Annotated in this window: 19 protein-coding genes; 9 read left to right on the plus strand and 10 right to left on the minus strand. The window is 59.1% G+C overall.

The annotated features are described in order from the left end of the window. The first annotated feature begins 27 nt into the window (after positions 1-27). The 3 genes from AXW11_RS05045 to AXW11_RS05055 are packed head-to-tail and all read left to right on the plus strand — an operon-like array spanning position 28 to position 6227. On the plus strand, positions 28-1842 hold the full coding sequence (locus AXW11_RS05045; protein WP_091644173.1) for a cache domain-containing sensor histidine kinase: 1815 nt from the start codon (positions 28-30) through the stop codon (positions 1840-1842). Next, a complete protein-coding gene (locus AXW11_RS05050) occupies positions 1839-4301 on the plus strand; it encodes an ATP-binding protein (RefSeq protein WP_091644170.1) in 2463 nt (820 codons plus the stop codon). The genes AXW11_RS05045 and AXW11_RS05050 overlap by 4 nt, the downstream gene beginning before the upstream one ends. A 6-nt stretch (positions 4302-4307) precedes the next feature. Next, complete coding sequence (locus tag AXW11_RS05055; protein WP_091644167.1) at positions 4308-6227, plus strand: ATP-binding protein; 1920 nt, start codon at positions 4308-4310, stop codon at positions 6225-6227. 63 nt (positions 6228-6290) lie between these two features. Here AXW11_RS05055 and acnA read toward each other — a convergent pair whose 3' ends face one another. After that, positions 6291-9050 (minus strand): aconitate hydratase AcnA, encoded by a 2760-nt coding sequence (acnA, locus tag AXW11_RS05060; protein ID WP_036211141.1) that lies wholly within the window; start codon positions 9048-9050, stop codon positions 6291-6293. A 201-nt stretch (positions 9051-9251) separates the two neighbouring features. Then, on the minus strand, positions 9252-11081 hold the full coding sequence (locus AXW11_RS05065; protein WP_177190657.1) for an ABC transporter ATP-binding protein: 1830 nt from the start codon (positions 11079-11081) through the stop codon (positions 9252-9254). 118 nt (positions 11082-11199) lie between these two features. Between AXW11_RS05065 and AXW11_RS05070 the strand changes: the two genes are divergently transcribed. Continuing rightward, complete coding sequence (locus AXW11_RS05070; protein WP_036211148.1) at positions 11200-12654, plus strand: hypothetical protein; 1455 nt, start codon at positions 11200-11202, stop codon at positions 12652-12654. Between the two features lie 134 nt (positions 12655-12788). Here AXW11_RS05070 and AXW11_RS05075 read toward each other — a convergent pair whose 3' ends face one another. Beyond that, positions 12789-14237, minus strand: a complete 1449-nt coding sequence (locus tag AXW11_RS05075; protein WP_075195624.1) for a rhomboid family intramembrane serine protease — start codon at positions 14235-14237, stop codon at positions 12789-12791. A gap of 334 nt (positions 14238-14571) precedes the next feature. On the opposite strand from AXW11_RS05075, the gene AXW11_RS05080 reads away from it, so the two are divergent. Further along, positions 14572-15018, plus strand: a complete 447-nt coding sequence (locus tag AXW11_RS05080; RefSeq protein WP_036211154.1) for an OmpA family protein — start codon at positions 14572-14574, stop codon at positions 15016-15018. 54 nt (positions 15019-15072) lie between these two features. Here the strand turns inward: AXW11_RS05080 and AXW11_RS05085 are convergent, their stop codons facing one another. The 5 genes from AXW11_RS05085 to AXW11_RS05105 form a co-directional block, all read right to left on the minus strand. Further along, positions 15073-15474 carry an MAPEG family protein gene (locus AXW11_RS05085; RefSeq protein WP_036211157.1) on the minus strand — a complete coding sequence of 134 codons (402 nt, stop codon included), beginning with the start codon at positions 15472-15474 and terminating at the stop codon, positions 15073-15075. A gap of 2 nt (positions 15475-15476) precedes the next feature. After that, positions 15477-15719: a GlsB/YeaQ/YmgE family stress response membrane protein gene (locus AXW11_RS05090; protein ID WP_007154902.1), complete on the minus strand. Its 243-nt coding sequence runs from the start codon at positions 15717-15719 to the stop codon at positions 15477-15479. Between the two features lie 103 nt (positions 15720-15822). Then, on the minus strand, positions 15823-16533 hold the full coding sequence (locus tag AXW11_RS05095; RefSeq protein ID WP_075195623.1) for a lysophospholipid acyltransferase family protein: 711 nt from the start codon (positions 16531-16533) through the stop codon (positions 15823-15825). Between the two features lie 47 nt (positions 16534-16580). Then, positions 16581-17192 (minus strand): class GN sortase, encoded by a 612-nt coding sequence (locus AXW11_RS05100; RefSeq protein ID WP_036211163.1) that lies wholly within the window; start codon positions 17190-17192, stop codon positions 16581-16583. Beyond that, complete coding sequence (locus tag AXW11_RS05105) at positions 17189-19345, minus strand: marine proteobacterial sortase target protein (protein ID WP_075195622.1); 2157 nt, start codon at positions 19343-19345, stop codon at positions 17189-17191. The genes AXW11_RS05100 and AXW11_RS05105 overlap by 4 nt, the downstream gene beginning before the upstream one ends. Positions 19346-19558: 213 nt before the next feature. Between AXW11_RS05105 and pdsR the strand changes: the two genes are divergently transcribed. From pdsR to AXW11_RS05120, 3 genes are all read left to right on the plus strand, one after another. Continuing rightward, positions 19559-20260: a proteobacterial dedicated sortase system response regulator gene (gene pdsR, locus AXW11_RS05110; protein ID WP_036211169.1), complete on the plus strand. Its 702-nt coding sequence runs from the start codon at positions 19559-19561 to the stop codon at positions 20258-20260. Between the two features lie 3 nt (positions 20261-20263). Then, positions 20264-22288 (plus strand): ATP-binding protein, encoded by a 2025-nt coding sequence (locus AXW11_RS05115; protein WP_091644165.1) that lies wholly within the window; start codon positions 20264-20266, stop codon positions 22286-22288. 82 nt (positions 22289-22370) lie between these two features. Next, on the plus strand, positions 22371-23681 hold the full coding sequence (locus AXW11_RS05120; protein WP_091644163.1) for a DUF3422 family protein: 1311 nt from the start codon (positions 22371-22373) through the stop codon (positions 23679-23681). A gap of 8 nt (positions 23682-23689) precedes the next feature. On the opposite strand, the gene AXW11_RS05125 is transcribed toward AXW11_RS05120, so the two are convergent. Further along, positions 23690-24478: an ATP-binding protein gene (locus tag AXW11_RS05125; protein ID WP_036211178.1), complete on the minus strand. Its 789-nt coding sequence runs from the start codon at positions 24476-24478 to the stop codon at positions 23690-23692. A gap of 89 nt (positions 24479-24567) precedes the next feature. On the opposite strand from AXW11_RS05125, the gene AXW11_RS05130 reads away from it, so the two are divergent. Then, the gene (locus AXW11_RS05130; RefSeq protein ID WP_007154894.1) at positions 24568-25008 is read left to right on the plus strand and encodes a methylglyoxal synthase; all 441 of its coding nucleotides are present in this window, start codon (positions 24568-24570) and stop codon (positions 25006-25008) included. Here AXW11_RS05130 and AXW11_RS05135 read toward each other — a convergent pair. After that, positions 25001-25813: a polyamine aminopropyltransferase gene (locus AXW11_RS05135; protein WP_226909986.1), complete on the minus strand. Its 813-nt coding sequence runs from the start codon at positions 25811-25813 to the stop codon at positions 25001-25003. The two genes, AXW11_RS05130 and AXW11_RS05135, sit on opposite strands and share 8 nt — an antisense overlap. Between the last annotated feature and the right edge of the window lie 45 nt (positions 25814-25858).

Genomic DNA, 25858 nt, shown 5'->3' on the forward strand with positions numbered 1-25858 from the left:
TGCAAAACGCAACAGCGAGGCATTTCATTGCGATCAGGCAAATCGCTCTCCCTTAGTAGTCGCGTAGCCATAATCATTGGCGGCGGCAGTCTTGTAACCGTCCTGGCCATTATCGCGATCGCCTATCAGGCCCTGGTACAGGACTTTGAAGACCTGCTCACCCATCGCCAGATTCTCGAAGCTGCAAGAACCTCGGAACAGGTCGACCAGAAGCTTCAGCTTCGACTGAACTCTCTGTCAGCATTCGCCTCACAGCTCGCCGGCGACGACCTTCCAGACCAGGCTGCTCTGGAGGTCGCGCTGAATCGCCAAACGGCAATCCAGGATCTGTTCCCGGCGGCGCTTCTCATTTTCGATGAGAACGGATGTGCCGTGGCAGAAAATGTCTACGTCCCAAATCGTATTGGCACCTGCTACCTGGATCGCCCTCACTTCCGGGAAGCCCTGGAGAAACGACAGCCTATTGTCAGCAAACCTATCATCGGACGAACCACAGGCAGACCCCTGCTCTCGTTTCTGGCACCCATCGAAACGGATGAAGGGGATTTTCTCGGGTTCGCAGGCGGCACCCTGGATCTGGGCAGGACCAGCCTGTTACCGGAAAAACGCACCATGGGCTTGTATGGATCACAGGGTATCGAGAAAATCATCGACACGGAAAACTTTCTGTACGTGGATTCCGGCGAGGGCTCACAGAATATCGAACCCCTGCCACCTCCTGGCGCAGATGCGCTGACGGACGCAGCGTTATCCGGCATCACGTTTGGACAGGTCAACGGCCAGGATGGTCAGCCCCTGATATACGCCACCAATCACCTGCAACGGCTGGGGTGGGTCTTCGTCCGTGCTGTTCCCTATGATCAGGCAACAACACCCGCCCGACAATCCTTTCTCCAGTTCTTCAGTATCAGCCTGCTGATCACATTGGTAATCGCCGCGTTAAGCTACCTGCTGGTCAAAAGCACCATGTCGCCACTGGACCGAATGACGACGCGTATAAAGCATATGGCTGAACAACCGGATTCTGCCATGCGGTTGGGCGAATCCGGCATTCCGGAGGTCAGCAACCTGGCCGGGGCCTTCAACCAGCTCCTGGAGGAACGTGACAGTCTGGACAGGCTCAAGGACCACTTCATGTCTTCCGTCAGTCATGAGCTTCGCACGCCACTGACGTCCCTGACTGGCGCCCTGAAGCTGCTCTCATCCGGCGTAACCGGGCCGCTCAACGACAAAAGCCAGGAGATGGCAAACCTCGCCCTGAGAAATGGCGAGCGTCTGCAACTGCTGGTGTCGGATTTGCTCGACTTCAATAAACTGTCTGATGGCAGTCTTAAAGTGCGAATTCAAAGCGAAGCGATCCAACCAATACTTTACGGCGCCGTTGAGGACAACAACACTATGGCTGCTGAACATCAGGTCCGGTTGGTATCAGACAGCGGTGAGCTACCACATCTACTCTGTGACAAGCACCGGCTGAGGCAGATTCTGGACAATTACGTCAGCAACGCCATCAAGTTCTCCCCCAGGAACGGGGTGGTCAGGATAAAAGCCCGGCTCCACTCACCGGAATACGTGAGAATCACCGTCAGTGATCAGGGCCCCGGGGTTCCGGATTCTTTTGCCGACAGCGTGTTCAAACGATTTGCACAGGCCGAAACCGGCACCACCCGTTCGGTAAAGGGCACGGGGCTGGGGCTTGCCATTTGTGCCGAACTGGCAACGCTGATGCATGCAGAGGTTGGCTACTACAATGATCAGGGCGCGCATTTCTGGGTCGATATGCCAACATCCGGATCCGGTGAGGCATTGTCGACCGTCGCTGATGAGGAAACAGACTCGTGATAGCACCCGAAAGCCCATTGAATGAGGCGGTACGGCTTCTCGCGCTGAAGCGAACTCACCTGCTCGATACGTCACCAGAGGAGCGATTTGATCGCTTTACTCGCATGGCCAAACTGGCCTTCGACGTCCCCATTGCCCTGGTGTCACTGGTCGACGAAAAACGGCAATGGTTCAAATCCTGTCAGGGGCTGGAGGCCAGGGAGACCCCCAGGGACATCTCTTTCTGCGGCCACGCCATCCTCAGTGATCGTCTGTTCATTGTCGAGGACACCCACGAGGATTCACGATTTGCCGATAACCCGCTCGTTACCGGCCCGCCACACATTCGCTTCTACGCCGGTGCTCAACTCCGCAGCCATGAAGGTTATCGCCTGGGCACTCTCTGCATCATAGACACCCGGCCACGATCGCTCGACGGCGATCAACGCATGCTTTTGGAAGAGCTGGCCCGATGTGTCGATGAAGAGATCAATGACTTCGAAGCGAGTAAATCCCGCCAGGAACAACTCGAGAAGACCCGGATTCTGAGTGCACTGAACAACCTGACGGTGGACGCCTCCGCGCCCCTGGAACAAAAAATAGACATGGCCCTGGATCTTGGGCGCCAACACCTTGAACTGGAAACCGGCATCGTCAGCGAAATCACCACCGATGTCTATACGATTCGCTGGTTCAGAGCGCCGGATGACTCTCCACTGGAAGCCGGCCTGTCACTGCCGGTGGAGCAAACCTATTGTGCACTGATGCTCGCAAAAGGCGACCATCTGGCGATCAGCCATATGGGCGACTCGCGCTATCGCCACCAGTCATGCTATGCCCAAATGGGTCTCGAGAGCTATATTGCGGCGCCCATAGAGTTTGATGGCAAGCTCTTCGGCACGCTTAATTTTTCCTCGGTATCGCCAAGATCCAAACCGTTCACGGATCTGGATCGCCTGTTTATCGTGTGGCTGGCACAGTGGATGGCAGCCCTTCTCCAGCAACATTCCCATGAGGATACGCTGCGAAAGCTGTCCGAGAACGTGCCTGGAATGCTTTATCAGTATCAGGTGTTGCAGGACGGTGGGTCGAGGTTCCTCTACAGCAGCGATGGCATACGTGATATTTACGGCATTCCTCCGGAGGCCGTTAAAGAGGATGCTGGTATTATCTTTGATGCCGTCCACCCTGACGACCTTGGGTATGTAAACACCTCTGTTGACCGTTCCCAGGAGTCACTGGCGGTTTGGGAGTCCGAGTTTCGGGTCAGAACGCCGGACGGGAACTGGGTTTGGGTCGAGGGCCGGGCCACGCCGGAACGGCGCCCGGACGATAGCGTCATCTGGCATGGGTTTCTCGCCAACGTCGATGAAAAAAAGCGCTCGCAGCTTGCGCTCGCAGAACGAGAGCAACTGCTGCGCACCTTGTTCGAACTGTCACCGATCGGCATTCTTCTGACCGGTTTTAAAAGCGGACAGAACTACGATGTCAATGCCGCATTGCTGGAACACAGCGGTTACTCACACGCCGAGTTCCTGGCACTGAACTACTGGGACGCAACCCCCAGTGAATACGCGAAACAGACGCAGCAGGCCATTGCTGATTTGAAAGAACACGGGCGGTTCGGCCCCGTGGAGCAGGAGTTTATCCGCAAGGATGGCACCCGGTTCCCGATTCTCTTCCAGGGCGTTCTGGTGGAGCGTGCTGGCAGTGAACCGCTGGTATGGTCCCTGGTTGAGGACATATCAGAGCGCCGCAAGGTTGACCGAATGAAAAACGAGTTCATCTCCACCGTGAGCCATGAACTACGAACTCCCCTGACGTCCATATCAGGCTCCCTTGGGTTGATCGCGGGCGGGGTTTTTGGCCATCTACCTGAAAAAGTCAAAGCCATGGTGGCTATCGCAGCCCGCAACAGCGACCAACTAAAGCATCTGATTGATGATCTGCTGGATATGGAAAAGCTGGTCTCCGGAAAAATGGAACTGCGGATGCACAGCGAGAACATCAGCGCGATCATTCAGGACAGCCTGGATCGAACATCAACCTACGCGGTTGATCGGCAAATCTCACTTCGGTTCGAAAATCACCATCCCTGGGTCAAAGCCGCTATCGATGCCCGGCGCCTGGGCCAGGCACTCGACAACCTGCTGTCCAACGCCATCAAGTTTTCTCCGCCGGAGGCCGAGGTTGTCATACTGACACACCTTCATGACGGCCTTTTTCGCATCGAAGTCACGGACTATGGCACAGGCATACCGGAAGCCTTCCGAGCCAGGATATTCGAAAAGTTCGCCCAGGCTGACAGCTCCGATACCCGAGGCCGTGGCGGTACGGGCCTCGGGCTGGCCATTACCCGGGAGATCATGTCGCAAATGGGCGGCGGCGTGGGGTTCAAATCCACCGAGGGATACGGCTCGACGTTCTGGCTGGACATCAAACCCGATGAGAGTGACAAACCCGATGAGAGTGACGAGTAATCGATAGTGGCGGCACAAACGCGGGCTAACGTGTTTCATCGTTTGATCTGGGCTTCAAGGCTGGGCGTTCTGCTGTTGGTCATTGTAGTCGCGGTTTCCCTTGATGCATCCAGCTCTTCCAGCCACCGCAACGATGTCCGTCAGCAGTGGCAGGAAAAAACGGATGAGATAAGCCTCAAGCTGCAAAGTGCCATACTGCAGAACATCCAGACCGTGTGGGGACTGGCCGCCAACGTCGCGATACAACCCGATATCGACGGCCAACGCTTCCGGGAACTGGCCTCGGTCATCTTCAGCCTGGCACCGGAACTCCGAAACATCGGACTGGCTCCGGATTTCGTGATTCGCCATGTCTACCCACTGGCCGGCAATGAGGCTGCGATCGGTCTCGACCTGACCGCACAGAGCTTGTCGCAAGATCAGATCGAGATGCTGCTCAACACCCGTCGCGTGGTGTTCACCGGCCCTATTGATCTGGTTCAGGGCGGGCAGGGGCTGGCGGGGCGTGTTCCCATATTCGAACAGGCCTCGGGCGATTTCTGGGGGGTTATTTCAGTGATACTGGACCTTCAGAAACTGTACTCGTCGATAGGGCTGGATAGGTTGCAAGACGACTTCAATGTAGCGATCTCGTCGTCGGCCGACGTTAATGACACTCAGTCGGTTTTTTTCTCCACACGCCCCTTTCAATGGGAAGATCCAGTCACCAGCACGATTCGCATGAGAGGCGCTACCTGGGTGGTGTTTGCCGAACCAGTCGGGGGCTGGCCAAACCACCCCAGTCAGCCCTGGATATTTCGTGGCAGCCTGTTCGCGATGCTGGTCATTGTCAGCGGTGCTGTTTTCTGGCTCACCAGCCTGATGTCACGGGATCGCGAAATGCAGCGGCGGCTCTGGGGACTCTTCGAACTGGCCCCCATGGGCATCGGGCTGTTCAGTGTCACCTCCAATCGACTGCTCCGGGCAAACCCAACGTTCGAAAACCAGTTTGGCAGATCCGTCCAGACACTGGATTTCTTCGACCAACCGCTTGATGTCCATGGAGAGCCGCTGGCCAACAGGCCCGGGGTTCAGGAAACCCTTCGGGAACATGCCAGACTCAGCGGCCTCGAAGGCTACTTCATGACGCCAGGGCAGGAACTGGCCCCCGTCATGCTCCACGGGCTGCAACTGGACGATGACGGCAACGAACCCGTTGTCTGGCTGATCACCGAGGACATTTCAGAGCGGAAGAAAGTCGACCACCTGAAGAACGAGTTCATTTCCACTGTCAGCCACGAGCTTCGCACCCCGCTGACCTCGATTTCCGGCTCCCTCGGGCTGCTGGCCAACAATGCCGTCGGCGAGCTGCCGGAGAAGGCCTCGAAACTGGCACACATCGCCTATCGGAACAGCCAACAGCTTACGTTCCTGATCAACGACTTACTCGATATGGAAAAGCTTGTGGCCGGCAAAATGCCCTTCCGTAGCGAACACCATGTTCTGCAAAATCTTGTTCACGAGAGTGTTGAAAACATCGCAACCTTTGCCCAACAGCGAGACATTCATCTTCAGGTGGCTGAACTGCCAGCCGTGACAGTTCATGTGGATCGTCAGCGCCTGAACCAGGCCATCACCAACCTGTTGTCCAACGCCATCAAGTTTTCTCCGGCAGGGTCCTCCGTCGACATTTTCGCCAGCCAGCGCGGAGAGTCGGTTCGGCTGTGTATCAGGAACCATGGTGAGGGCGTCGCCCCGCATTTTCGGGAGCATATTTTTAAGAAGTTCTCACAAGCTGATTCGTCGGACCGAAGAGCCAGTGGCGGAACCGGGCTCGGTCTGGCCATCACACGGGAGCTGATGGCGCGCATGAAGGGCACGGTGGACTATGAATCCGTTCCGGGCGAGGGGGCTACGTTCTGGCTGGAACTGCCAGTGGCGGGGTAATGGGTAACTGAGCATTGAGAGGCCCGGCAGGTTGCCCTGCCAGACCAACGCCAGACCAAACAGTCACGCCGACTTGAGCATCTCCCGCACGACGTAGTGCAGGATACCGCCGTGGCGGTAATAAACCGCTTCGTTGGCGGTGTCGATCCGGGACAGTAGTTCACAAGTCTCGGTCTTGCCGTCCGGATAGGTCACCGTCATTTCGAGTGTCTGACCCGGCTTGATGTCACCGGACAGGCCCTTGATGCTGATGGTTTCCTCGCCCGTCAGCTTCAGGCTCTTGCGGTCGACCCCGTCCTTGAACTGCAGCGGCATCACGCCCATACCGATCAGGTTGGAGCGGTGGATACGCTCGTAGGACTCAGCAACAACGGCCTTCACGCCCAGCAAGCGGGTACCTTTCGCAGCCCAGTCACGGCTGGAGCCAGTGCCGTATTCCTTGCCGGCAATGACCACCAGGGGGGTGTCCTCTTCCTGATACTTCATGGCCGCATCGTAGATCGGCATCTGCTCGCCGGTGGGGATGTGTTTGGTGAATCCACCCTCAACGCCGTCCAGCATCTCGTTCCGGATGCGCACGTTGGCGAAGGTGCCACGCATCATCACCTCGTGATTGCCCCGGCGCGAACCGTAGGAGTTGAAATCTTTCGGTTCCACTCCCCGCTCCTGCAGGTATTTACCCGCCGGGCTGTCGGCTTTGAACGACCCGGCCGGTGAAATATGGTCGGTGGTGACGGAGTCACCCAACAGCGCCAGAATGTTCGCGTCCTTGATATCATCGATGGCGTCCGGCTCTTCCTTCAGGCCCTGGAAGAACGGCGGGTGCTGGATGTAGGTGGACTTGTCAGACCACTCATACACCTTGCTCTCGGGGACCTTGATCGCCTTCCAGGTGGCATCGCCGTCGAAGACTTCCGCATACTCCTTATGGAACATGTCGGTTTTCACCTTCTCGACCGCTTCGGCGATTTCCTGCTGGCTCGGCCATAGGTCCTTCAGGTACACAGGCTTCCCGTTTTTGTCTTCGCCCAGAGGATCCTTGGAAAGGTCCAGGCGCACGTTGCCTGCCAAGGCATAGGCCACTACCAGCGGTGGTGAGGCCAACCAGTTGGTTTTCACCAGTGGGTGCACCCGACCCTCGAAGTTACGGTTACCGGAAAGCACCGAGGCCACGGTAAGATCACCATCGGCAATGGCCTTCTCAACGGCATCCGGCAACGGGCCGGAGTTACCGATACAGGTGGTGCAACCATAACCCACCAGGTTGAAACCAAGCTTGTTGAGGTCGTCCTGGAAACCACCCACCTTCAGGTAATCGGTCACCACCTTAGAGCCCGGTGCCAGGGAGGTTTTCACCCAGGGTTTGGTATCCAGCCCCCTTGCGACCGCTTTCTGGGCAATCAGGCCCGCAGCCATCATCACGCTGGGGTTGGACGTATTGGTGCAGGAGGTGATTGCTGCGATGACCACCGCGCCGGGGTCCAGCCGTGTCTTTTCACCGTTCATTTCCAGCGGCTGACTGGCGGCGTGTTCGTAGCTGTCCTGGACACCAACGGCGGTCTGCCCGCCTTCCGATTCCAGTTTGCCTTCGCGGGACTCTGACGGGCCTTCGGCGGTTTCCATCAGCAGTTCAAACGAGGCCTTCATGTTCTTCAGGGCAACCCGGTCCTGCGGGCGCTTGGGGCCGGCGAGGCTGGCCTCGACGTCACCCATATCAAGTTCCAGGGTGTCGGTGTACACCGGCTCCTGGCCGGGCTGGCGCCAGAGGCCCTGGGCTTTCGCATAGGCTTCCACCAGCTCAAGCTGGTCGTCTTCGCGGCCGGTCAGCTGCATGTATTTGATGGTTTGCTCGTCCACCGGGAAGAAACCACAGGTAGCCCCGTATTCCGGCGCCATGTTGGCAATGGTGGCACGGTCCGCGACAGGCATGTCTTTCAGGCCGTCACCGTAGAATTCCACGAATTTACCCACGACACCTTTCTTGCGCAGCATTTCGGTGACGGTCAGTACCAGATCCGTTGCGGTAATGCCTTCGCGCAGCTTGCCGGTAATCTTGAAGCCGACCACTTCCGGAATCAGCATGGACACAGGCTGGCCCAGCATGGCCGCTTCCGCTTCGATACCACCCACACCCCAGCCGAGGATGCCAAGGCCGTTGATCATGGTGGTGTGTGAGTCTGTTCCCACCAGGGTGTCCGGGTAGGCGATGGTTTTTCCGTCCTGGTCCTTGCTCCACACGGTCTTACCCAGATACTCCAGGTTCACCTGGTGACAGATACCGGTCCCAGGCGGCACCACGCGGAAATTGTCGAACGCCTGCTGGCCCCAACGCAGGAACTCATAGCGTTCCTGATTGCGTTCCATCTCGATGGTGACGTTGTCCTTGAAGGCTGATGGGTCACCGTACTTGTCCACCATCACCGAGTGGTCGATCACCAGATCCACCGGCGACAGCGGATTGATCATTGCCGGGTCCTTGCCGGCTGACTTGACCGCTTCCCGCATGGCCGCCAGATCCACCACACCGGGCACACCGGTGAAGTCCTGCATCAGTACACGGGCGGGACGAAACTGGATTTCGGTATCGGATTTCCGGTCTTTCATCCACTGAACCATCGCATCGATATGGCCCCGGTCCACGGTGGCGTCATCTTCGTTGCGCAGCAGATTTTCCAGCAACACCTTCAGGGAAAACGGCAACTTGTCGATGTTGCCAAGGGTGTCGGCAGCCTTGGGCAGGCTGTAATAGTGATAGGTCTTGCCGCCAGCCTCCAGGCTGGAAAGGGTATTGAGACTGTCTTTACTCAGGCTTTGTTTCGACATGAGGTGCCTCCTTTTGATGATCCGAAGATTTCGGAAGGCTTAGCAGTAGCCTTTGCATCAGCGTACTGACCGCGGATGGCAATAGACTGATGCAAAGACCCTGATTTTGAAAGTCTCCTATAACTATTGCACCGATTGACCAGACTTCAACTGCGGTTCCGTGAATGTTCAGTATTGCGGCGGTGAATACCCCTATCCTCCTCAGGCCTGTCGATCCCCATAAAGCTGGGCATAGAGCCCCTGGCGGGCGATCAGCTCATCATGATGCCCTTCCTCGGTGATCAAGCCGTCCTCGAAAACGTAAACACGGTCGGCCTGTTTCACGGCACTCAGACGATGGGCAATGATCAGGGTGGTGCGTTGACGCAGGAAAGCCTCCAGATCCTGATGCAGCTGAAACTCGGTTTCGGCGTCCAGGGCGGAGGTGGCCTCATCCAGGATCACCACGGAGGGATCCGACAACACCATACGGGCAATGGCCAGCCGCTGGCGCTGGCCACCGGACAAACGCACCCCCTGGCGGCCAATCATGGTATCCAGTTGCTGAGGCATGTCCGCCACGGTCCCGTCCAGTTGCGCGATGGCCAGGGCCTGCCACAGTTCGGCGTCGGTCTTGTCCCGGCCCAGGGTGAGGTTCTGTCGCACGGTGTCGTTGAACAGGGCCGGGTGCTGCAGCACGGTGGCCACGTTCTCCCGCAGACACGGGAGCCCGATGCGCTGGACCGGCACACCACCCAGCAGCACCTGCCCCTGCTGCGGTGTGTACATCCCCAGAATGACCTGTACCAGAGTGGATTTTCCGCCGCCACTGGCGCCCACAACCGCGACTTTCTCTCCCGGTTCAAGGTGAAGGTCAATGCCCTTGAGCACGGATTCCTCACCGTAGCTGAAGTGGATGTCCTTCAGAGTCAGGCCAACGGTGTGACGATCCCTGAAGGGGTTTTCCAGCGCCGGGTAACGGGGCTCCTCCTCCAGTTCCAGCAAGCGGTTGATTCGCCCCAACGCCGCATTGGCGGCGAACCAGGCGTACTGCATATTCAGCATTTCCTGTACCGGCGTGAGCATAAACCACAGGTAGCCGAAGATGGCGAACATCATGCCGATGCTCAGGTCGCTGAACAGGACCGTCACCATCGCCGCCGCGCGGAAGGTGTCGACACCAAACTGGAACAGCGCAAAGCTGGCGCGGGTGGCGGCGTCGCTGCGCCATTCAAACTGTATGGCGTGGTCGCGAACCGTGCGGGCGCGGCTGATCAGCTGGCGCAGGTAGTGCTGTTCCCGGTTAGCCGCCCTGAGCTGGTGGATCGCGTCCAGGGTTTCCGTCAGGTCGCCCTGAAAATCCTCGTAGGCGCTATTCTCCTGACGTTTGAGCTCCTTGACCCGCTTGCCAATGAGCATGGTGGCGAAGATCACCAGAGGATTGAACAGCAGGATCAGTAGCCCCAATTGCCAGTGAACCCACATCAGCACGATGGCGGTTCCGGTGACGGTCAGGCTCGCCACCAGGAAACGGCTGATGGTGGTACCCAGGAACTGATCGATGGTGTCCAGGTCGGTGATGAAATGACTGGTGATGCCGCCCGAGCCACGGGTTTCGTACTCCGACATGGCCACCCGCTGCAGCCGACCCAGCAGCCGGGAACGGATACGAAACACCACATCCTTGGAAATCTTGGAGAACTCACGGGACTGGAGCACGTTGAAGGTGAGCGACAACGACCTTAGCAGAAACGCTGCTACCACCATCAGGCCGATGTAAACCACTGGCAGGTGCCATGCTTCGGGCAGCATCGCCTGCATCACGGGCAGCACCGGGCCGGCCTCATCAAGCAGCACTTCGTCCACCAGTACCGGCAACAGCAGGGGAATAGGCACGCTGACCACCGTGGCCAGTATGGCGAGCATATTCGCTCTCACCAGCCGCGGCTTGTGTTTGAGGGCCAGGGACAGAATACCCCGCCAGGTGTACCGGTTGTCGTTGCGACCCGTGCTGTCCGGCCCGACTGCGTTCAGATCCGCCGCCTGCTCCAAGAAACCTCCGTTAATGCGATGCCACCCACACTGGTACGCTGCAAATTCGGTGACAGTCTACCCGACCTTCTGCCATCATTGCCCCTCAAACCCTCGATGTACCAGAACCGGGCCCATTGTGAAACACGACTGCCATTACCACCCCGGCGAACCCGCAAAATGGCATTGCGGTGACTGCCAGATACACTACTGCACCCGTTGCATGCCGGATGCGGACACCCGAAAACAACACGCCTTGTGCCCCCACTGCAGCCGTGCCATGCGCTATCTCGGTGCCGCCACGGAGGCCGTGCCATTCTGGAACCGGATCGGTGCTTTCTTCCGCTACCCGTTCCACACCGATCCGCTGATGGTTATTGCCATTTGTACGCTGGTGCCCTTGGTCGTCAGCGGCAATCTCATCGGCCTGATCATCACGCTGGTGCTGGCCCTGGCACTGCTGAAGTATACCTATGCCGTTATCAGCCACACCGCCGAGGGTCATATGAAACCGCCTCCGGTAGCAGTGGCATTTACCGGCAGCGGGTTTGACATTGTGATCCTGCAGCTACTGGTGTTTGCGCTTATGGGCGGCATGGTAGCGGCCGCTGCCATGGTTGGCGGGCCGCTGTTGATGTTCCTGGCCGTGGCCTTCGTGATACTGGCCCTGCCCGCCAGCATCATGGTGCTGGCCATGGAGCGCTCGGTCATGGCCGCGGTGAACCCCATGAACCTGGCGGTGCTGATCTCGCGCATCGGCACGCCCTATTTCCTGCTGTATGGCTACCTGATCCTGCTGACCCTGGCGTCCGGGGCAGCCCAGGATTTCGCCCTCACCCACTTCGCTCCGGGTGTTGCCCGTACACTGGCGGGTTTTCTCAACAGCACCTTTACGCTGATCCTGTTTCACATGCTGGGTTACCTGCTGTTCCAGTACCAGGAGGAGCTGGGCTTTGCCAGCGATCTGCAGGATGACGAAAACGCCGGCGAAATGCAGAACCGCGACCGCACCCATCGGTTTGACGCCGACATTGACATGAATCTGAAGGACGGCAACTACGACCGGGTCCAGTCGATGCTCAAGGAAGCCCTGAAACGGGATTCCCAGAACGCCTTTCGGTTAGGGCAGTTGCATCAGCTGCTGACCGCCCGTAATGATATTCCGGAGCTGTATCGGTATCACCCCCGATTGCTGAACATGCTGGCGGAACGGAACGACGGCGAGGGTATAGCGGCGTTGTTGGCGGCTATAGAAACTGTGGAGCCAGGGTTCCGGCTGGAGGACCCCGAGCTGTCAGTGCGCTGCGCCCGTTGCCTGTATCAGCGCGGGCATTTCAAACCGGCGCTGAAGTTACTGCAGGACTTCCACAAGCGTTTCCCGGACAGCGAGGAACTGGCACCGGCCTATCTGCTGGTCGCTCAGGCGCTGGCGAATGGTCTGGGGCAGTGGGAAAAAGCGTCGGCGTTCCTGAATTTCGTCAAGAAACGCTGTCTGAACCATCCTTTGCACGAGCAGGTCGATGTGTACCTGCAGCAGGTTGAGAACCGGGAGCCATTGAAAGGCCCGAAGGCTTCTTTCGCAGTTCAGGAGTAAGGGAGTCAGGCTGATTGTTGGGGAGGCTTTTCCAAAACCGTGCGTAGCCATGGATGGCGGAGCCGAGCGTACATGGATGTATTCACAGCGTGTTTTGGAAAAGTCTCCCCAACAATCGGCCGTCCAACCGTGAGCTAGCCTTCTTGTAACAACTGCCTGTAGTGGCGAGCCTTGGGCGTCATCTCGCGCTTTTCGAACTCCTCGGCCAGCAAGCGGCAGGCTTCGCTGGCCAGGAGCTGATCACCGGCACTGCGCAGGCGTTCGAAGGCTTTCTCCGCGGCTTTCAGGTCGTCATTACGAAGGCAGGTGAACAACACCCGGTTGTGGTCCTCTGCGTCGAGCGGGGCATGGCCCTCGCCTTTGCCCAGGTACTCCTGCCAGATTTCGACCATCCGCTCGGGCTGGCGCCGGCTAAGGGACTCGTTCATCAATTCCTGCGTCCGCTCGCGATATTGCGGCAGGTCCGGGCGCAGTTTCGCCAGCTGATATAAGTGCTCCAACAGGATAGTGCGGTCCGGGTAGTGCTCTCTCAGCGCCTCGAACTGGCGCCGGGCCAGGTCGAAATCCATGCGGCCGAGGCTGGCCATGGCCTGACTGTAGCCGGTGGTGAAACGCTCGTCCTGCTCATCTTCCTCTGGTTCGAAAAACTCTTCCTTCACCTGCAACCAGCTCTTGCCCAGCAGCCAGACCATACCCGCGCCGGCCACCAGGCCACCCGCGTGGGCCATGTAGGCAATGCCCGTGGCTCCGGCGAACCAGTAATCGTAGATTTCCTTGCCCAACCACACGGGCAGGATCGCCAACGCCGGGGCGCGAAAATAATTGAAGTACACACCAACGAAATAGAAGAAGCGGATTCTCTGCAACCCGTAGATGGCCACGTACATGCCCATGAGCCCGGAGATAGACCCGGATGCACCCACCAGGGGTATGTGACTGCCCATGGAAAACGCGGTGAACACCACACCCGACAGAGCGCCACACAACAGGTATGCCAGCAGGAAACGCCCTGCCCCCAGGGCCTTCTCGACGGTAAACCCCAACAGGAACAGGAACACCAGGTTGCCAATAATATGGCCCCAGCCGCCGTGGAGGAATTGGTAGGTAATCAGCGTGTAGAGGGAAAATTCCGCTGGCACCAGCCCCAACTGATTGGCGCTGAGCCTGTCCATCAGTTGGGTCTGAATGTCCCCCCGCTGCTCCAGCCACAGGCGGCGCTCGGCCGGCGCCCAGAGCCTGTCCCGGTTCTGCAGCATGTACTGGTAAAACTCACGGTCCGCCAGCAGGCTGTAGGCAACCCACAAGTCCCCGCCCTCTTCTTGCAGTTGCTGGAAGTTCTGCAGGTCGTAGACCCGATTCTGATTGTCTTCAAACTCAATCTGGCGCTCGAGGTAGTCCTCGTATACCGGGGCTTCCAAAGACTTCAGGTCCGATTCCAGATACTGCTCAACCGCTTCTTCAATCAGCCGGTTGTCGTCGCCCTGGTAAAAGAAGAATACCAGCAGGCAAGTCGTGATCAGCCCGAGGGTAACCCAGGGTGGGCGCTTCCAGTTCACGGTGTTTTCGGCGGGGATAATCAGCATGGGCCGTCACAATTCATCATAATTTGTCTCTTGAGAGGTGCTTTTTACCACAGCATGGCCAGTTTTTCGCGTTGTAATGAATCCTGAAGCGGTTTAGCCGGCCACGGGCAAAACAAACTGTGCGCGGCACCACAAACAGGCTACTCTGCGGTTGTCACACGATGGTCATACAAATGACATTCAATCAGGGCAGCCGCAAAGGGGCGAATCGCACGATGCTCGAAACGAGCACGGAGTATGGGTTTCGACCAATCGCCAATTGCCGTTGTCCCGGCCACAGCCAATAGTTGCCGGGACAACAAGAAAAACAGGACGTGCAACCAAGGAAACTGCCATGACTGTACTCATACTGGACAATCCGGATCTACTTGCCAGAGCGGCCATCGAATCAGGCCTGCCGATGCCCTCACTGGCATCGGACAGCACACCCCGCAAACCACACCGGCTGCGGTTCCACTACGGTTTCAACAAGCATCGACTGGATGAGCAGGACCTGACCATCCTGCGCCAGCACGCGCTCTACCTGCGACACAACCCGGGCGCTACGGTGCGAATCCATGGCCATGCCGATAATTTCGGCGTTAGTGAATACAACCATTTCCTGTCCCGCCTGCGGGCCAGCAGCGCGGCGAAAGTACTGATTCGCGAGGGCGTCAGGGAAAGCCAGATTCTGGTGAGCGGCTGGGGCAGCGATCGCCCGCTGGCGCGGCCGGAAGACCACGCCGCCAACCGCCGGCTGGAACTGGAATACGTCACCATGGAAATGGCGCGGGCGCTCTAGGAGCCCGGCCTTGCAAATAGAAGATCCGGGGGCTGCGTCGCCCCCGCAGGAGACTCAGCCGTAAACCTGGAACACGTTCCAGAGTAGCAACACGGCAATGGCGAGGATGCCAATCCAGGTCAACAGAATGCCTGCCATACGGGCAATATGGGGGCCGCCCCGGCCATTGATCATGCCGAAGGCATGCAACACACGCCCCACCACAAAGGCCATTCCGGTCCAGTACACCAGCCCGCTGGGAACACCGTTCAACTCGGCAATCGCAAGCATCACCAGCCCCAAGGGGGCGTATTCCACCAGGTTCGCCTGGGCGCGGACAGCCGCCTGGAAGTCCCGGTCGTCGGTGACACCCAGGCTCTTTTTATATTTCAGGCGGAAACGGGAAACCATTCCCGACAACACCAGCAGCAACAGCCCGAGAACGGCTGCGAAAACGGCAGAGACAGGTACGATCATGATCAGGCCTTCTTGATCGCGCTGACAACCGCCAGCAGCAACACGGCACCCACTGTGGCGGTAACCAGTTCACCAATGGCGCCCTGCGCAGCCAGGCCCAGCAGGCGGAAAACGAAACCGCCCAGAACGGACCCGACAATACCGATACCGATGTTAGCCAGTACGCCGAAGCCTCGGCCCTTCATGATCAGGCCGGCCAGCCAACCGGCCACACCACCAATAATCAGGAACAGAATCAGATTCATTGCATGCATCTCCGAGCAGCGAAACAGTCCCCGAAAGACTGCCCTGTTTTACCCGGCGCTTCAAGCACTTCCGCAGGGAGGCGGGCAGTTTCGTGGGACACGTTCAGGCGGTAGGTTCGAGGTCCGCGATGGCCGCTTCCATTTGCTGGCGGCACTGGGCCATCAACTGGGGAATATCCGCAACCGTGAGTCCTGCGGTTTCAACCGGCGGAAGCACCCGGATAGCCACCGGTTCGCGGCGGCCGGACCACCCCAGGGTACGATCATAGTACTGGCTGGCGCAGACCATGGTGATGGGCGCACCGGAGGCAATGGCGGCGTGAAAAGCCCCTTTCTTGAATGATTGCAGGCCCCGGCCGCGGCTGCGGGTACCCTCTGGAAAGACCCAGAGGCTCTTGCGGTCACGGCTGATCGCTTCGCTGGTCGCCTGCATCACCGCAACAGCCTTGTGGGAGCGTCCCCGGTTGAGGATGACATTGCCTCCGAGCCAGAACACCTGGCCAAAAAACGGGATCCATATCAGCGACGACTTGCCTACCGTGACGGTGCGGGGCGGCAGCAAATCCCCCATCACGAACAGGTCATCGTTGTGCTGGTGATTGGCAATAACGACCGTGGGCCGGTCCTGCGGCATGTTGTCGGCCCCTTCCAGAGGGCGCTCCATGCCCAGGAGCAAACGACCGACGCGGGCAATCGTTCGTGCCAGCAAGCGGTTGTTGTCCGGATTGAATGGCCGGGCGACATACAGAACCAGTGCAAACAGACAGATGACCGGCACCATCAGCCAGGCCAGCAGTTTTCTTGGCATTCCCATTAACGACAACCCTGATGCAATTTTTGGCGCACAAGTGTACGCCAAAATCAGGTTCCGGCAACAGCCTCCCGGGCCAGGGCGTTATCGGCTTTATTGGCCGTCACCAGGGGCTCGGCTGTGGCCTCCACCACATAGCGTAGCGGACCGTTGTTCTCAAGGCCATCGAAGGGATAACAGGTCACCAGCAACAGCGAATCCCTGGGCAGTTGTGCGGTATTGATTTGCTCGTGCCGGCTATCGACAACGCGAATACGGTCCACCCGGAATGAACGCCAGTCGCCATCGCGATCCTGCAACTTTACCCGGCTGCCGGTTTCCAGATGCTGTAGCCCCCGGAAATGCGTATCGCGGTGGCCCGCAATTACTACCGGGCCCGCCCGGCCGTCGTTGCCCACCACCTGCCCCGGCCCAAAGGCCAGGCTTTCACCGTGCGCGCCGTCCAGCACGATCAGTGACTGGCCGGTTTCAGGCACCATCAGGCGGGCCACTGGCCAGGTGTCTGCCCAGGGCCAGGGCCGGGTTTCCTGCTGCCGCGCCTGGCTTTCAGCCCAGGCCAGCTCCAGAAGCTCCTGCGCCACCAGGGCCTTGAACGGAATCCACAGGCCGACCGCCAGGACAGTCGCGAACGTCGTCGCCAACAGGAGAATCAATCGGTTCATGGGTATACCCTCCGCTTCAGGAGCGTGATCGCGGCCGAGAACATCAGCCCAATCAGGCCAATGGCGATCAGCAGTGGAGACATGGTTGCGGTCTGGGGGTATCGCAACATCGTGCCCTGGCTCCCGGCGGGCAGCAGTGTGGGCACGCTGTCGGTTTCCAGCGCCTCCTGAGACGGTCTGGACGGGGTTTTGTCCTGGGCCAGGAAGCTGGTGTACTTTGTCATCAACTGATGTTCCAGCCCCAAACGGATCACATGCTGGCGCGCGTCATCATCAATCTGGCCGGTCAGCCCACTGTCCATCAGGCTATCGATTTTCTGTTTTGCCCAATGACGATGCAGGCCCTTGCCGTTGGCGGCCTGTTCGAGGTTCAACGACTGTTGCCATTGACTGCCATCCGGAAGACGCCCGGAAACGTCGAGTGCGCCTTCAGCCGGCAGGCCGCGCACAACCTGCACCATGGGCTCCCCCCTGAACAGATCGCCAATTCGGTCAGGGAAGGCTTCGGTTGCAGCGGCCTGGCCCGGCCAACTCACTGCGATATCGGTCAACACCGGCGCCTCCATCTTACCGAACAGCTCGTCCAGCGGGCGGGCCACGTCCGACAGGTCACTGATGGCGGTGTAGGTACCGCGGCCATAGCGTGCAGCTTCACGCATGAAGTGCATGTTGGGGGCAGAACCGATGCCTACGGTGAACAGCCGACTGCTGCCCAGCCCATCACGAATTTTCCCGAAGAGCGCGCTTTCATTACCGACAGCTCCATCGGTAATAAACACCACCTGCCTGACCCTGGCGCGGGACTCCTCGCCACCATCACCGGTCATCTCAAGCGCGGCATCCAGAGCCGAGGCCATCTCGGTGCCACCATCGGCGTTCAGCCCTTTCACGTAACGACGTGCCCGGGCAAGGTTGTTGCCACTGGCGGGAACCGCCTCCATAAACAGTGAGTGGGTCTGACTGTTGAACTGGATAACGTTGAAACGATCATCGGCATCGAGTGTCTCCAGCCCCCGCAACAACGCCTGCCGGGCCTGACGGATGGACTCGCCAGCCATGGAACCAGAGGTGTCGATCACGAACACCAGCTCCCTTGGCAGGCGCTGTTTTCCATTGACGCCGGGCACCACTAACGCCAGCAGGTAGTCCTCACCCTGCCACTGCTCCTGGAAAACGGCGGCTGCGGGCTCCATACCCCGGGCAGGCGCCCAGCGCACGATAAGATCACGGTCCATAAGCACAGCCCGGGATTCCGGCGCCACATCCACGGTGTTGCCGTTCCAGGTACTGGTCACTCGATGACTGGGGCTCGACACACGGCTTACCGGCAGGCCTGCGTTGATTTCCAGGGCAATGGTTGCGCGATGGCTATCCGGGCCCACATCGTCGGGCCGCACCGTGAACGGGCTGATCTGGTCGGCATCCGGCACTGCCGTGGTGGGCGTCGCCCAACCACCCGACCACTGCGCCGGCTCGTTGTCCAGTGCCTGGCCAGGCATGTAGCGCGGTGTCAGCGTGGTGGGCAGGCGCAGTTCGAACTCGCCGGACTGGTAACGCACCGCCTGCTGGTAGTTGAGCTCAACCGTGATGGTTTCTCCCGGGGGGATATTCGCCATACGGGTGGTGAACAGGTTGGGCCGTTGCTGGTCTACACGGGCGACCTTACGGCCTTCCTCCTTCGCCTTGGCGTACTGGCGTTTGGCCTCCTGCTTTTCGTGAATCTCGCCGACAATCACCCGCTCGCCAGCGGTCATGGTCATGCCGTATACGTTCGCATTTTCCGGCAACGGGAACACGAACACGCCTTCCCGCCACTGCTGACTGGTATTACGGAAGCTCTGGCGCAAGCGGGTGTCGGCGATAAGACCGCTGACAGTTACGTTGTAGTCTGTGTTCAACAGGGTTGCCGAGCCCAGTCGCTGGCCGGCATCATCGACAAAATGAAACTCACCGGCGCCTTCGCGTCCGGTTTCGGAGGCCTCTGCGTACACCGGGTGTACAAACAGGAAAAGCAGCACTGCCAGCCACAGGGAAATGCCCTCCAGCCAGCGTCGCAGCCGAGGGGAGATCTTGCTCCCTGTCATACTACCGGCAATCTGCCGCCCGCCATTCGGGGCGGTTGATGAATAGGGTCCCAGGTTGGTCAACAGCATTGTTTCGCTTCCTTGTATCACTGTGGTTGAAAAAGCACGCCTGGTGGCAACTGGCGACTATTTCAGCCCATGGAAGCGGCGATCCGGTGCCACAATCTGGCGATCCGGCGATGAAAAAATGATGAATTGTGGCAAACCCTCTGCTTTACCTTGTTCTGGCCACAGGCCATGGTTAAATAGGAACCCGTACAAACAGGGGAATGGTTGCAGGCTATGAAGCGACACATCGTGCTGATTGAAGATGAACCCGCCATCCGGGAAAACTACCGTGACGCGTTCGAGCGCCGGGGATACCGGGTGTCTGCCTATGGTGACCGCAACAGTGCCTTCCAGGTATTGCGCACCGCCCTGCCGGACCTGGCCATCATCGACGTGGGACTGGGCGATGAACCCGAAGGCGGCTTTACCCTGTGCCAGGACCTGCGCAGCCTGTCCAAAACCCTGCCGATCATTTTCCTGACCGCCCGCGACAGCGACATCGATTCCGTTCACGGCCTGCGGCTGGGTGCCGATGACTATGTCACCAAGGACATGAGCATGGACCACCTGCTGGCCAGGGTTACCGCTCTGCTGCGCAGGGCAGATGCCTGGGCCGAGGCCCTGAAGCAACCGGATGAAGTGGTGCACCGTGGCCGCCTGGCATTAAACGTGGACCGCATGACGGCAGAATGGAATGACCAGCCCATCGACCTGACCGTCACCGAATTCTGGATGCTGCATTCCCTGGTTCAGCACCCGGGCCACGTTCGCAGCCGCGACCAGCTGATGGAAGCCGCCAGCACAGTATTGGACGACAATACGGTGACCTCACACATCAAACGTATACGCCGCAAGTTCCTGCAAATCGACGACGCCTTCGATGGCATTCACACCGCCTACGGCATGGGTTACCGCTGGAACGCCCATGAGGCCTGAGTTTTGACCCTTAAGCGCCAACTCTTCATTGCCAGCCTGTTGATGCTGCTGATTCCCTGGGCGGGCCTGCAGTTCGTGCTGGAGCTGGACCAGGCCCTGCGTGACCAGGCCGCTCGTCAATTGCAGAGCCAGGCCGGACGCACGGCCGGTTTTGCAGCGGAACAACTTGCAGAGACCCCAACGGTTGCTGCGGGTACCAACGTTATCTACGCCGACCTCCTGTCCCGCAGCCCGAATCTGGATGGCTACGGCGACGACTGGCCCGGATATGATGAGGAAGAATCCCGACAGCAGTGGCAAGGCACACAACAAGCCATCGACAAAGACGGACCCGAGTTATCCTGGCAGGCAGCCGTCGATCAAACCCATCTCTACCTCCTGATTCGTGTCAGCGGCAGAACCGCTGACTTCTTCAACCCCGGCAAACCCCGCCAACCCCATGACCAGATCCAACTCCAGGTTATAGGTGATAAGCAGACGACGCGGCGCCTGATCCGAACCCAGGCGCCAGGGGCCATCAATGCGATTGATCCGGAGCGCGAAGGGGCAACCGACTATCGCATCAGCGGCTACTGGCAGGCGGTCAGCAACGGCTACCAGGCTGAATTGAGAATGCCGCGTCCGGCACCCTCGTCCCGCCTTGGTTTCCAGGTGACATGGCCTACGGAAAAGCCGGTAGCCACCGGTGATGGACGCGTCTCTGCCGGCCCCACCTCAGCGCACATCGTCACCCGAATGCCACAACTCGAAAACCGACTTGCGGCCATGATCGCTCCGGGCCAGGGCACCTGGGTTCTGGAGCCTGACGGCTGGGTGATTGCTCGCCAGACACGCGACTCCGAAACCGACGAGGCCGAATTCGACAGCCTCAGCCCACTGCAGATTCTGGAACGCATCAGCCTGAACGGCCTGCGGGCACTGGTGAGCTTCTACCAGCCCGAGCCTTCACAACTAAATGCGGAAACCCATCGCATGGACGCCGGGGAACTGCCATCACAGGGGCTGGTTCGTCACCGGGACGGCGACACCTATATGCTGGTGAAACAATCATTGGGCGATGGCCGGATGCTGGTGCTGGAAGAATCACTGGACCAATTGCTGGCTTTGTCCGGCAGCACCCTTGGTTCGGTCATTTCCCGCAGCGTGTTATTGATCATCGGCCTGATGCTGGTTCTACTGGGTTACGCCAGTTGGCTGTCCTGGCGCATTACCCGGCTGCAGCGAGCGGTCAGCGCCAGCATTGACGACGACGGCCGCGTATTGGGCACCCTGCCACCCGCAAAAGCGAAGGACGAACTGGGCGACCTGTCACGGCAATTCAGCCAAATGGTGGACCGCCTTCAGGGCTACACGGACTATCTGGAGAGCTTCTCCCGGCGCCTGTCCCACGAACTGAAAACCCCCGTGGCGGTGGTACGTTCTTCCCTGGAGAATCTGGGGCAAACCACAGACCCGGATGATCAGGCCAGTTACATCGAACGAGCCCGCTCCGCCACGGATCGTCTCAGCCAGATACTACAAGGGATGAGCGAGGCAGCCCGGCTGGAGCAAAGCTTTGACCACGCCGAAAAGGAAACCTTTGACCTAGCCGAAGTCGCCTCCCAGACCACCCTCGCCTATCAGGAACTGGACCCCGACCACCGTATTCACTACATCGGACCGGCCAACGGTTGTCTATGCCACGGTTCCCCGGAATTGCTGGTGCAGCTTCTGGACAAACTGGTGGACAATGCCCGGGATTTCACACCAGAGCAGGGAAACATTGAAATACGGCTGACGCAGAACGCCCGACAACTGGAACTGAGCGTGTTCAATGAAGGTTCCTCCCTGCCGGAGAACCTCGCCAGTGACATTTTCAGCCCCTTCGTGTCCGTGCGAACCGGCCATCAGGAAGGACACCTGGGCCAGGGCCTGTTGATCGTCAGGTTGATTGCCGAGCACCACAACGGCCAGGTGATGGCCAGCGATGATACCGGTGGCGTGCGTTTTACAGTGCTTTTGCCGTCCCGCCCGCGACCAGAGTCGTAAGCCACAAGTCGTCTTTCGGAACGACCCGCGAGCCTTTATTGTTCCGTTGTAGGCCCCTCAATCGTCGTCAAAGGACCAAGCCTTGAACCCGCCGCTCACACAGCTGGATCTGCACCCTCTTCGGGCAGAGCTCTACAACGAGCTCCATTCCCGGCCGTTCCACGTGCTGCCATGCCCGGCACAGGTTACCCACATTGCCCTGCTAACCACCCCGGAGCAACGGGCCGTCCAGTTCCGCCACTGGCAGGACCTGCATATCATGCTGGGGCAACCCGAACCACTGGAGGACGTCAGCTGCTACGAGGCCACCTTTGGCTCCCTGCGTATCCGGCGTGAAATGCACATGGAGTTTGCCTCCTACACTTTTATCAATTTGGGTATTGGGGACGACCATCAGCCCTTCCAGGACACCGGTATCTCGTCGCTGCCCAAAGGCTGGCTGGAAAAACTCACCGGCACTGTGGTCGCCGCCTTCCATATTGACCTGCAGCAAGCCTCAAACGGCCCGGAAACCGACCTGGCGCAAATCCGCCACTGGTTCGAGGGAGAACGACTGGTGGGCAGCAGCCCCTGGGAAGGGAAGGCCCGGGTGTGGGGCACCTTCAGGCTCCATAGTGATGGGTTTGGGCGCTTCATGGTTCTCAACCGGGACATGTCCGACAGCCAGCTCGGCCGGCTGACCCAACGCCTGATGGAAATCGAAACCTATCGCCTGATGTCATTGCTGTCGCTGCCACTGGCACGGGAGATGACACCCTCGCTGAACGACATGGACCAGCAACTGGCGGTGATAACCCAGTCCCTGGCGGACAACCAGGGCATCGACGAACGTGAGGTATTGGCGGATCTGACCAACATTGCGGCCCGCATCGAAGCCTTCCGCGCCCATGCCACCTTTCGCTTCTCGGCGACACGGGCCTATCACCAGCTGGTGCTGACCCGCCTGGAAGAGCTGCGGGAAGATGAGCTGTCGGGACACCTCACCATCACCGAGTTCATGACCCGGCGGCTGACACCGGCGGTGGAAACCTGCGAATCGGTGAAGGAACGCCTGGAGGACCTGTCGCGCAGAGTGGACCGGGCCTCGGACATGGTGCGTACACGGGTGGAGCTGGCCATCCAGAGCCAGAACCAACAGTTGTTGAGCTCCATGGACCGGCGCTCAAAAATCCAGTTGATGATGCAGCACACAGTGGAAGGGTTTTCCGTGGTGGTCATCAGCTACTACCTGCTGGCACTGCTGAAGCTGGCGCTGGAGTCCGCCGATGACGCCGGATTCGACGTCAACACCTCGCTGGTTCTGGGCATTGCCATACCGGTTGTGCTGGGCCTGGTGTTCATCGGCGTGCGGATGATTCACCACCGGTTCATCAGGCTGGCGCGGCGGCAGTAACCAGTTGCCTACTGGCCAAAGGCATCCGGGTCGCCGGCAAACTGGCGGTAGAACTGCTGCGCCGTGCGGCCGTTACGGGCACCCCGGCTGGTGGCAAAGCGAATGGCCTCAAGATGCAACGCCTCGCGATCACTCACCTGGGGAAACAGGGCATCAATGGCCTGCAGGTATACATCCTGGGGAAAACCATAGAACGACAACTGCAGCCCAAACCGGTCCGCCAGGGATACCTGCTCCTCGATGGCCTCCGCCGGATGGAGTTCGCCGCCGCGCATCTCGCTTTTCAGGTTATCGTCCATGAATTCCGGCATCAGGTGCCGGCGGTTGGAGGTGGCGTACACCCTGACGTTTTCGGGCGGCAGCTCGAGCGAGCCTTCCAGCACACTTTTCAACGCCTTGTAACCCGACTCACCTACTTCAAACGATAGATCATCGCAGAAGATCACGAACCGCCAAGGCAATTCAGCGATGTCGTCGACGATCTCCGGCAGGTTCACCAGATCGTCCTTGTCCACCTCGATCATCCGTAGCCCCTGCTCCCGATACCGGTTAAGCAGCGCCTTGATCAGCGATGATTTGCCGGTGCCCCGGGCTCCCCAGAGCAGCGTATTGTTTGAGGGTTCACCGGCCAGGAAGCGCTCGGTGTTACGGGCCAGGGCAGCCTGCTGTCGCTCGATGCCGGTCAGGTCGGCCCAACCCACCGGGTCGAGCCGCCGAATGGCCCTCAGACCCTGACGGTGGCGGCGCCACACGGCGGCGGGCGTCTCTGCCCAGTTGATGGCGTGATCTGTCGACATAACACCTATTTCCTGTTCCGCGTTTATCACGAATATGAAACACTGGAGCCCTATACCGGACACACCCCACAAAGGAGACTTTACCGCAAATGGCCGTTAAATCCGTCGCTCTGGTCGCCCACGACAACAAAAAGAGAGAACTGGTGGACTGGGTCGCCGACAACCAGACACGCTTTGCCTCCCTCCGACTCTACGCCTCCGGCACCACTGGCCGGTTGCTCAAGGAAAACCTGGGCCGGGACGACATCCATTGCCTGCTCAGTGGCCCGCTCGGAGGCGACCAGCAAATTGGCGCCAAGATCGCGGAAGGGGAAATTGACCTGCTGGTGTTCTTCTGGGACCCGCTGGAACCCCAGCCACACGACCCGGACATCAAGGCCCTGCTACGCATTGCTGCATTGTGGAACATTCCCGTCGCCTGCAACCGGGCCACCGCAGAGTTCATCCTGACATCCGCCTATATGACGGATGACCAGCACCAACCGCAAAGGCCGGATTTTTCGAGTTACACCGGCCGTTCCGTTAACTGAGAGGCTTTCTGGCCAGGAACACCGTGTTGGTGGACTCCCGATTCTGGAACGGGTTGTAGAACGACACCACCTTCGCATCCACATCCGTGAACAGAGTTCGCAACACGTCCATGAACGGCTCGTCCGGCGGGTCGTTGGACCACATGGCGAAAACGCCGCCAGGGCGCAGGTGAGCCGCCATTCTGCCTAAGCTTTCAGCATTGTAGAAGCTGGCATTGGACTCGTTCAGGAGGGACCTGGGGGAGTGGTCAATGTCCAACAGGATGGCGTCAAACACCCTGCCCGGGGTTTCGGTATCGAAACCGGATTCCGATACCGCCAGATCGAAGAAACTGCCCAACACATAGCGACAACGCGGGTCGGCATTCAACACTTTACCCAACGGAACCTTTTCCTGCTGATGCCAGTGGATGACGGTGTCTAGGGCATCCACGACCAGCAGCTCGCTCACGCGCTCATGTTTGAGGGCCGCTTCCGCGGTGTAGCCCAGCCCCAGGCCGCCGACCACCACCTTCAGCTGTTCGCCCTCGACGGCGTTCAGGCCCAGGTCCGCCAGGGCTACTTCCGCGTCCACAAACATGCTGGACATGAGAAACTCTTCACCCAGCTTCACCTCATAGATATCCCGGTCACCCAGCGCCGGAATGCGACGGCGGCGAAGCGTGATCTCTCCCAATGATGAGGGTTGGCTGTCGATCTGTTCAAACAAAAGGCCCATGGTCGTTCCCATAACGTACTGAGGTGGCGACATCCTACCATCACGCACCAGCAATCGCAGGCCACGAATCACCTCGTCATTGGGCAAATAACCCGCCAACGACTACACTCACAGTTAATCACCACAGAATTG

The sequence above is a fragment of the Marinobacter sp. Hex_13 genome (genome assembly GCF_001566815.1).
In the GTDB taxonomy this organism is placed as follows: domain Bacteria; phylum Pseudomonadota; class Gammaproteobacteria; order Pseudomonadales; family Oleiphilaceae; genus Marinobacter; species Marinobacter salarius.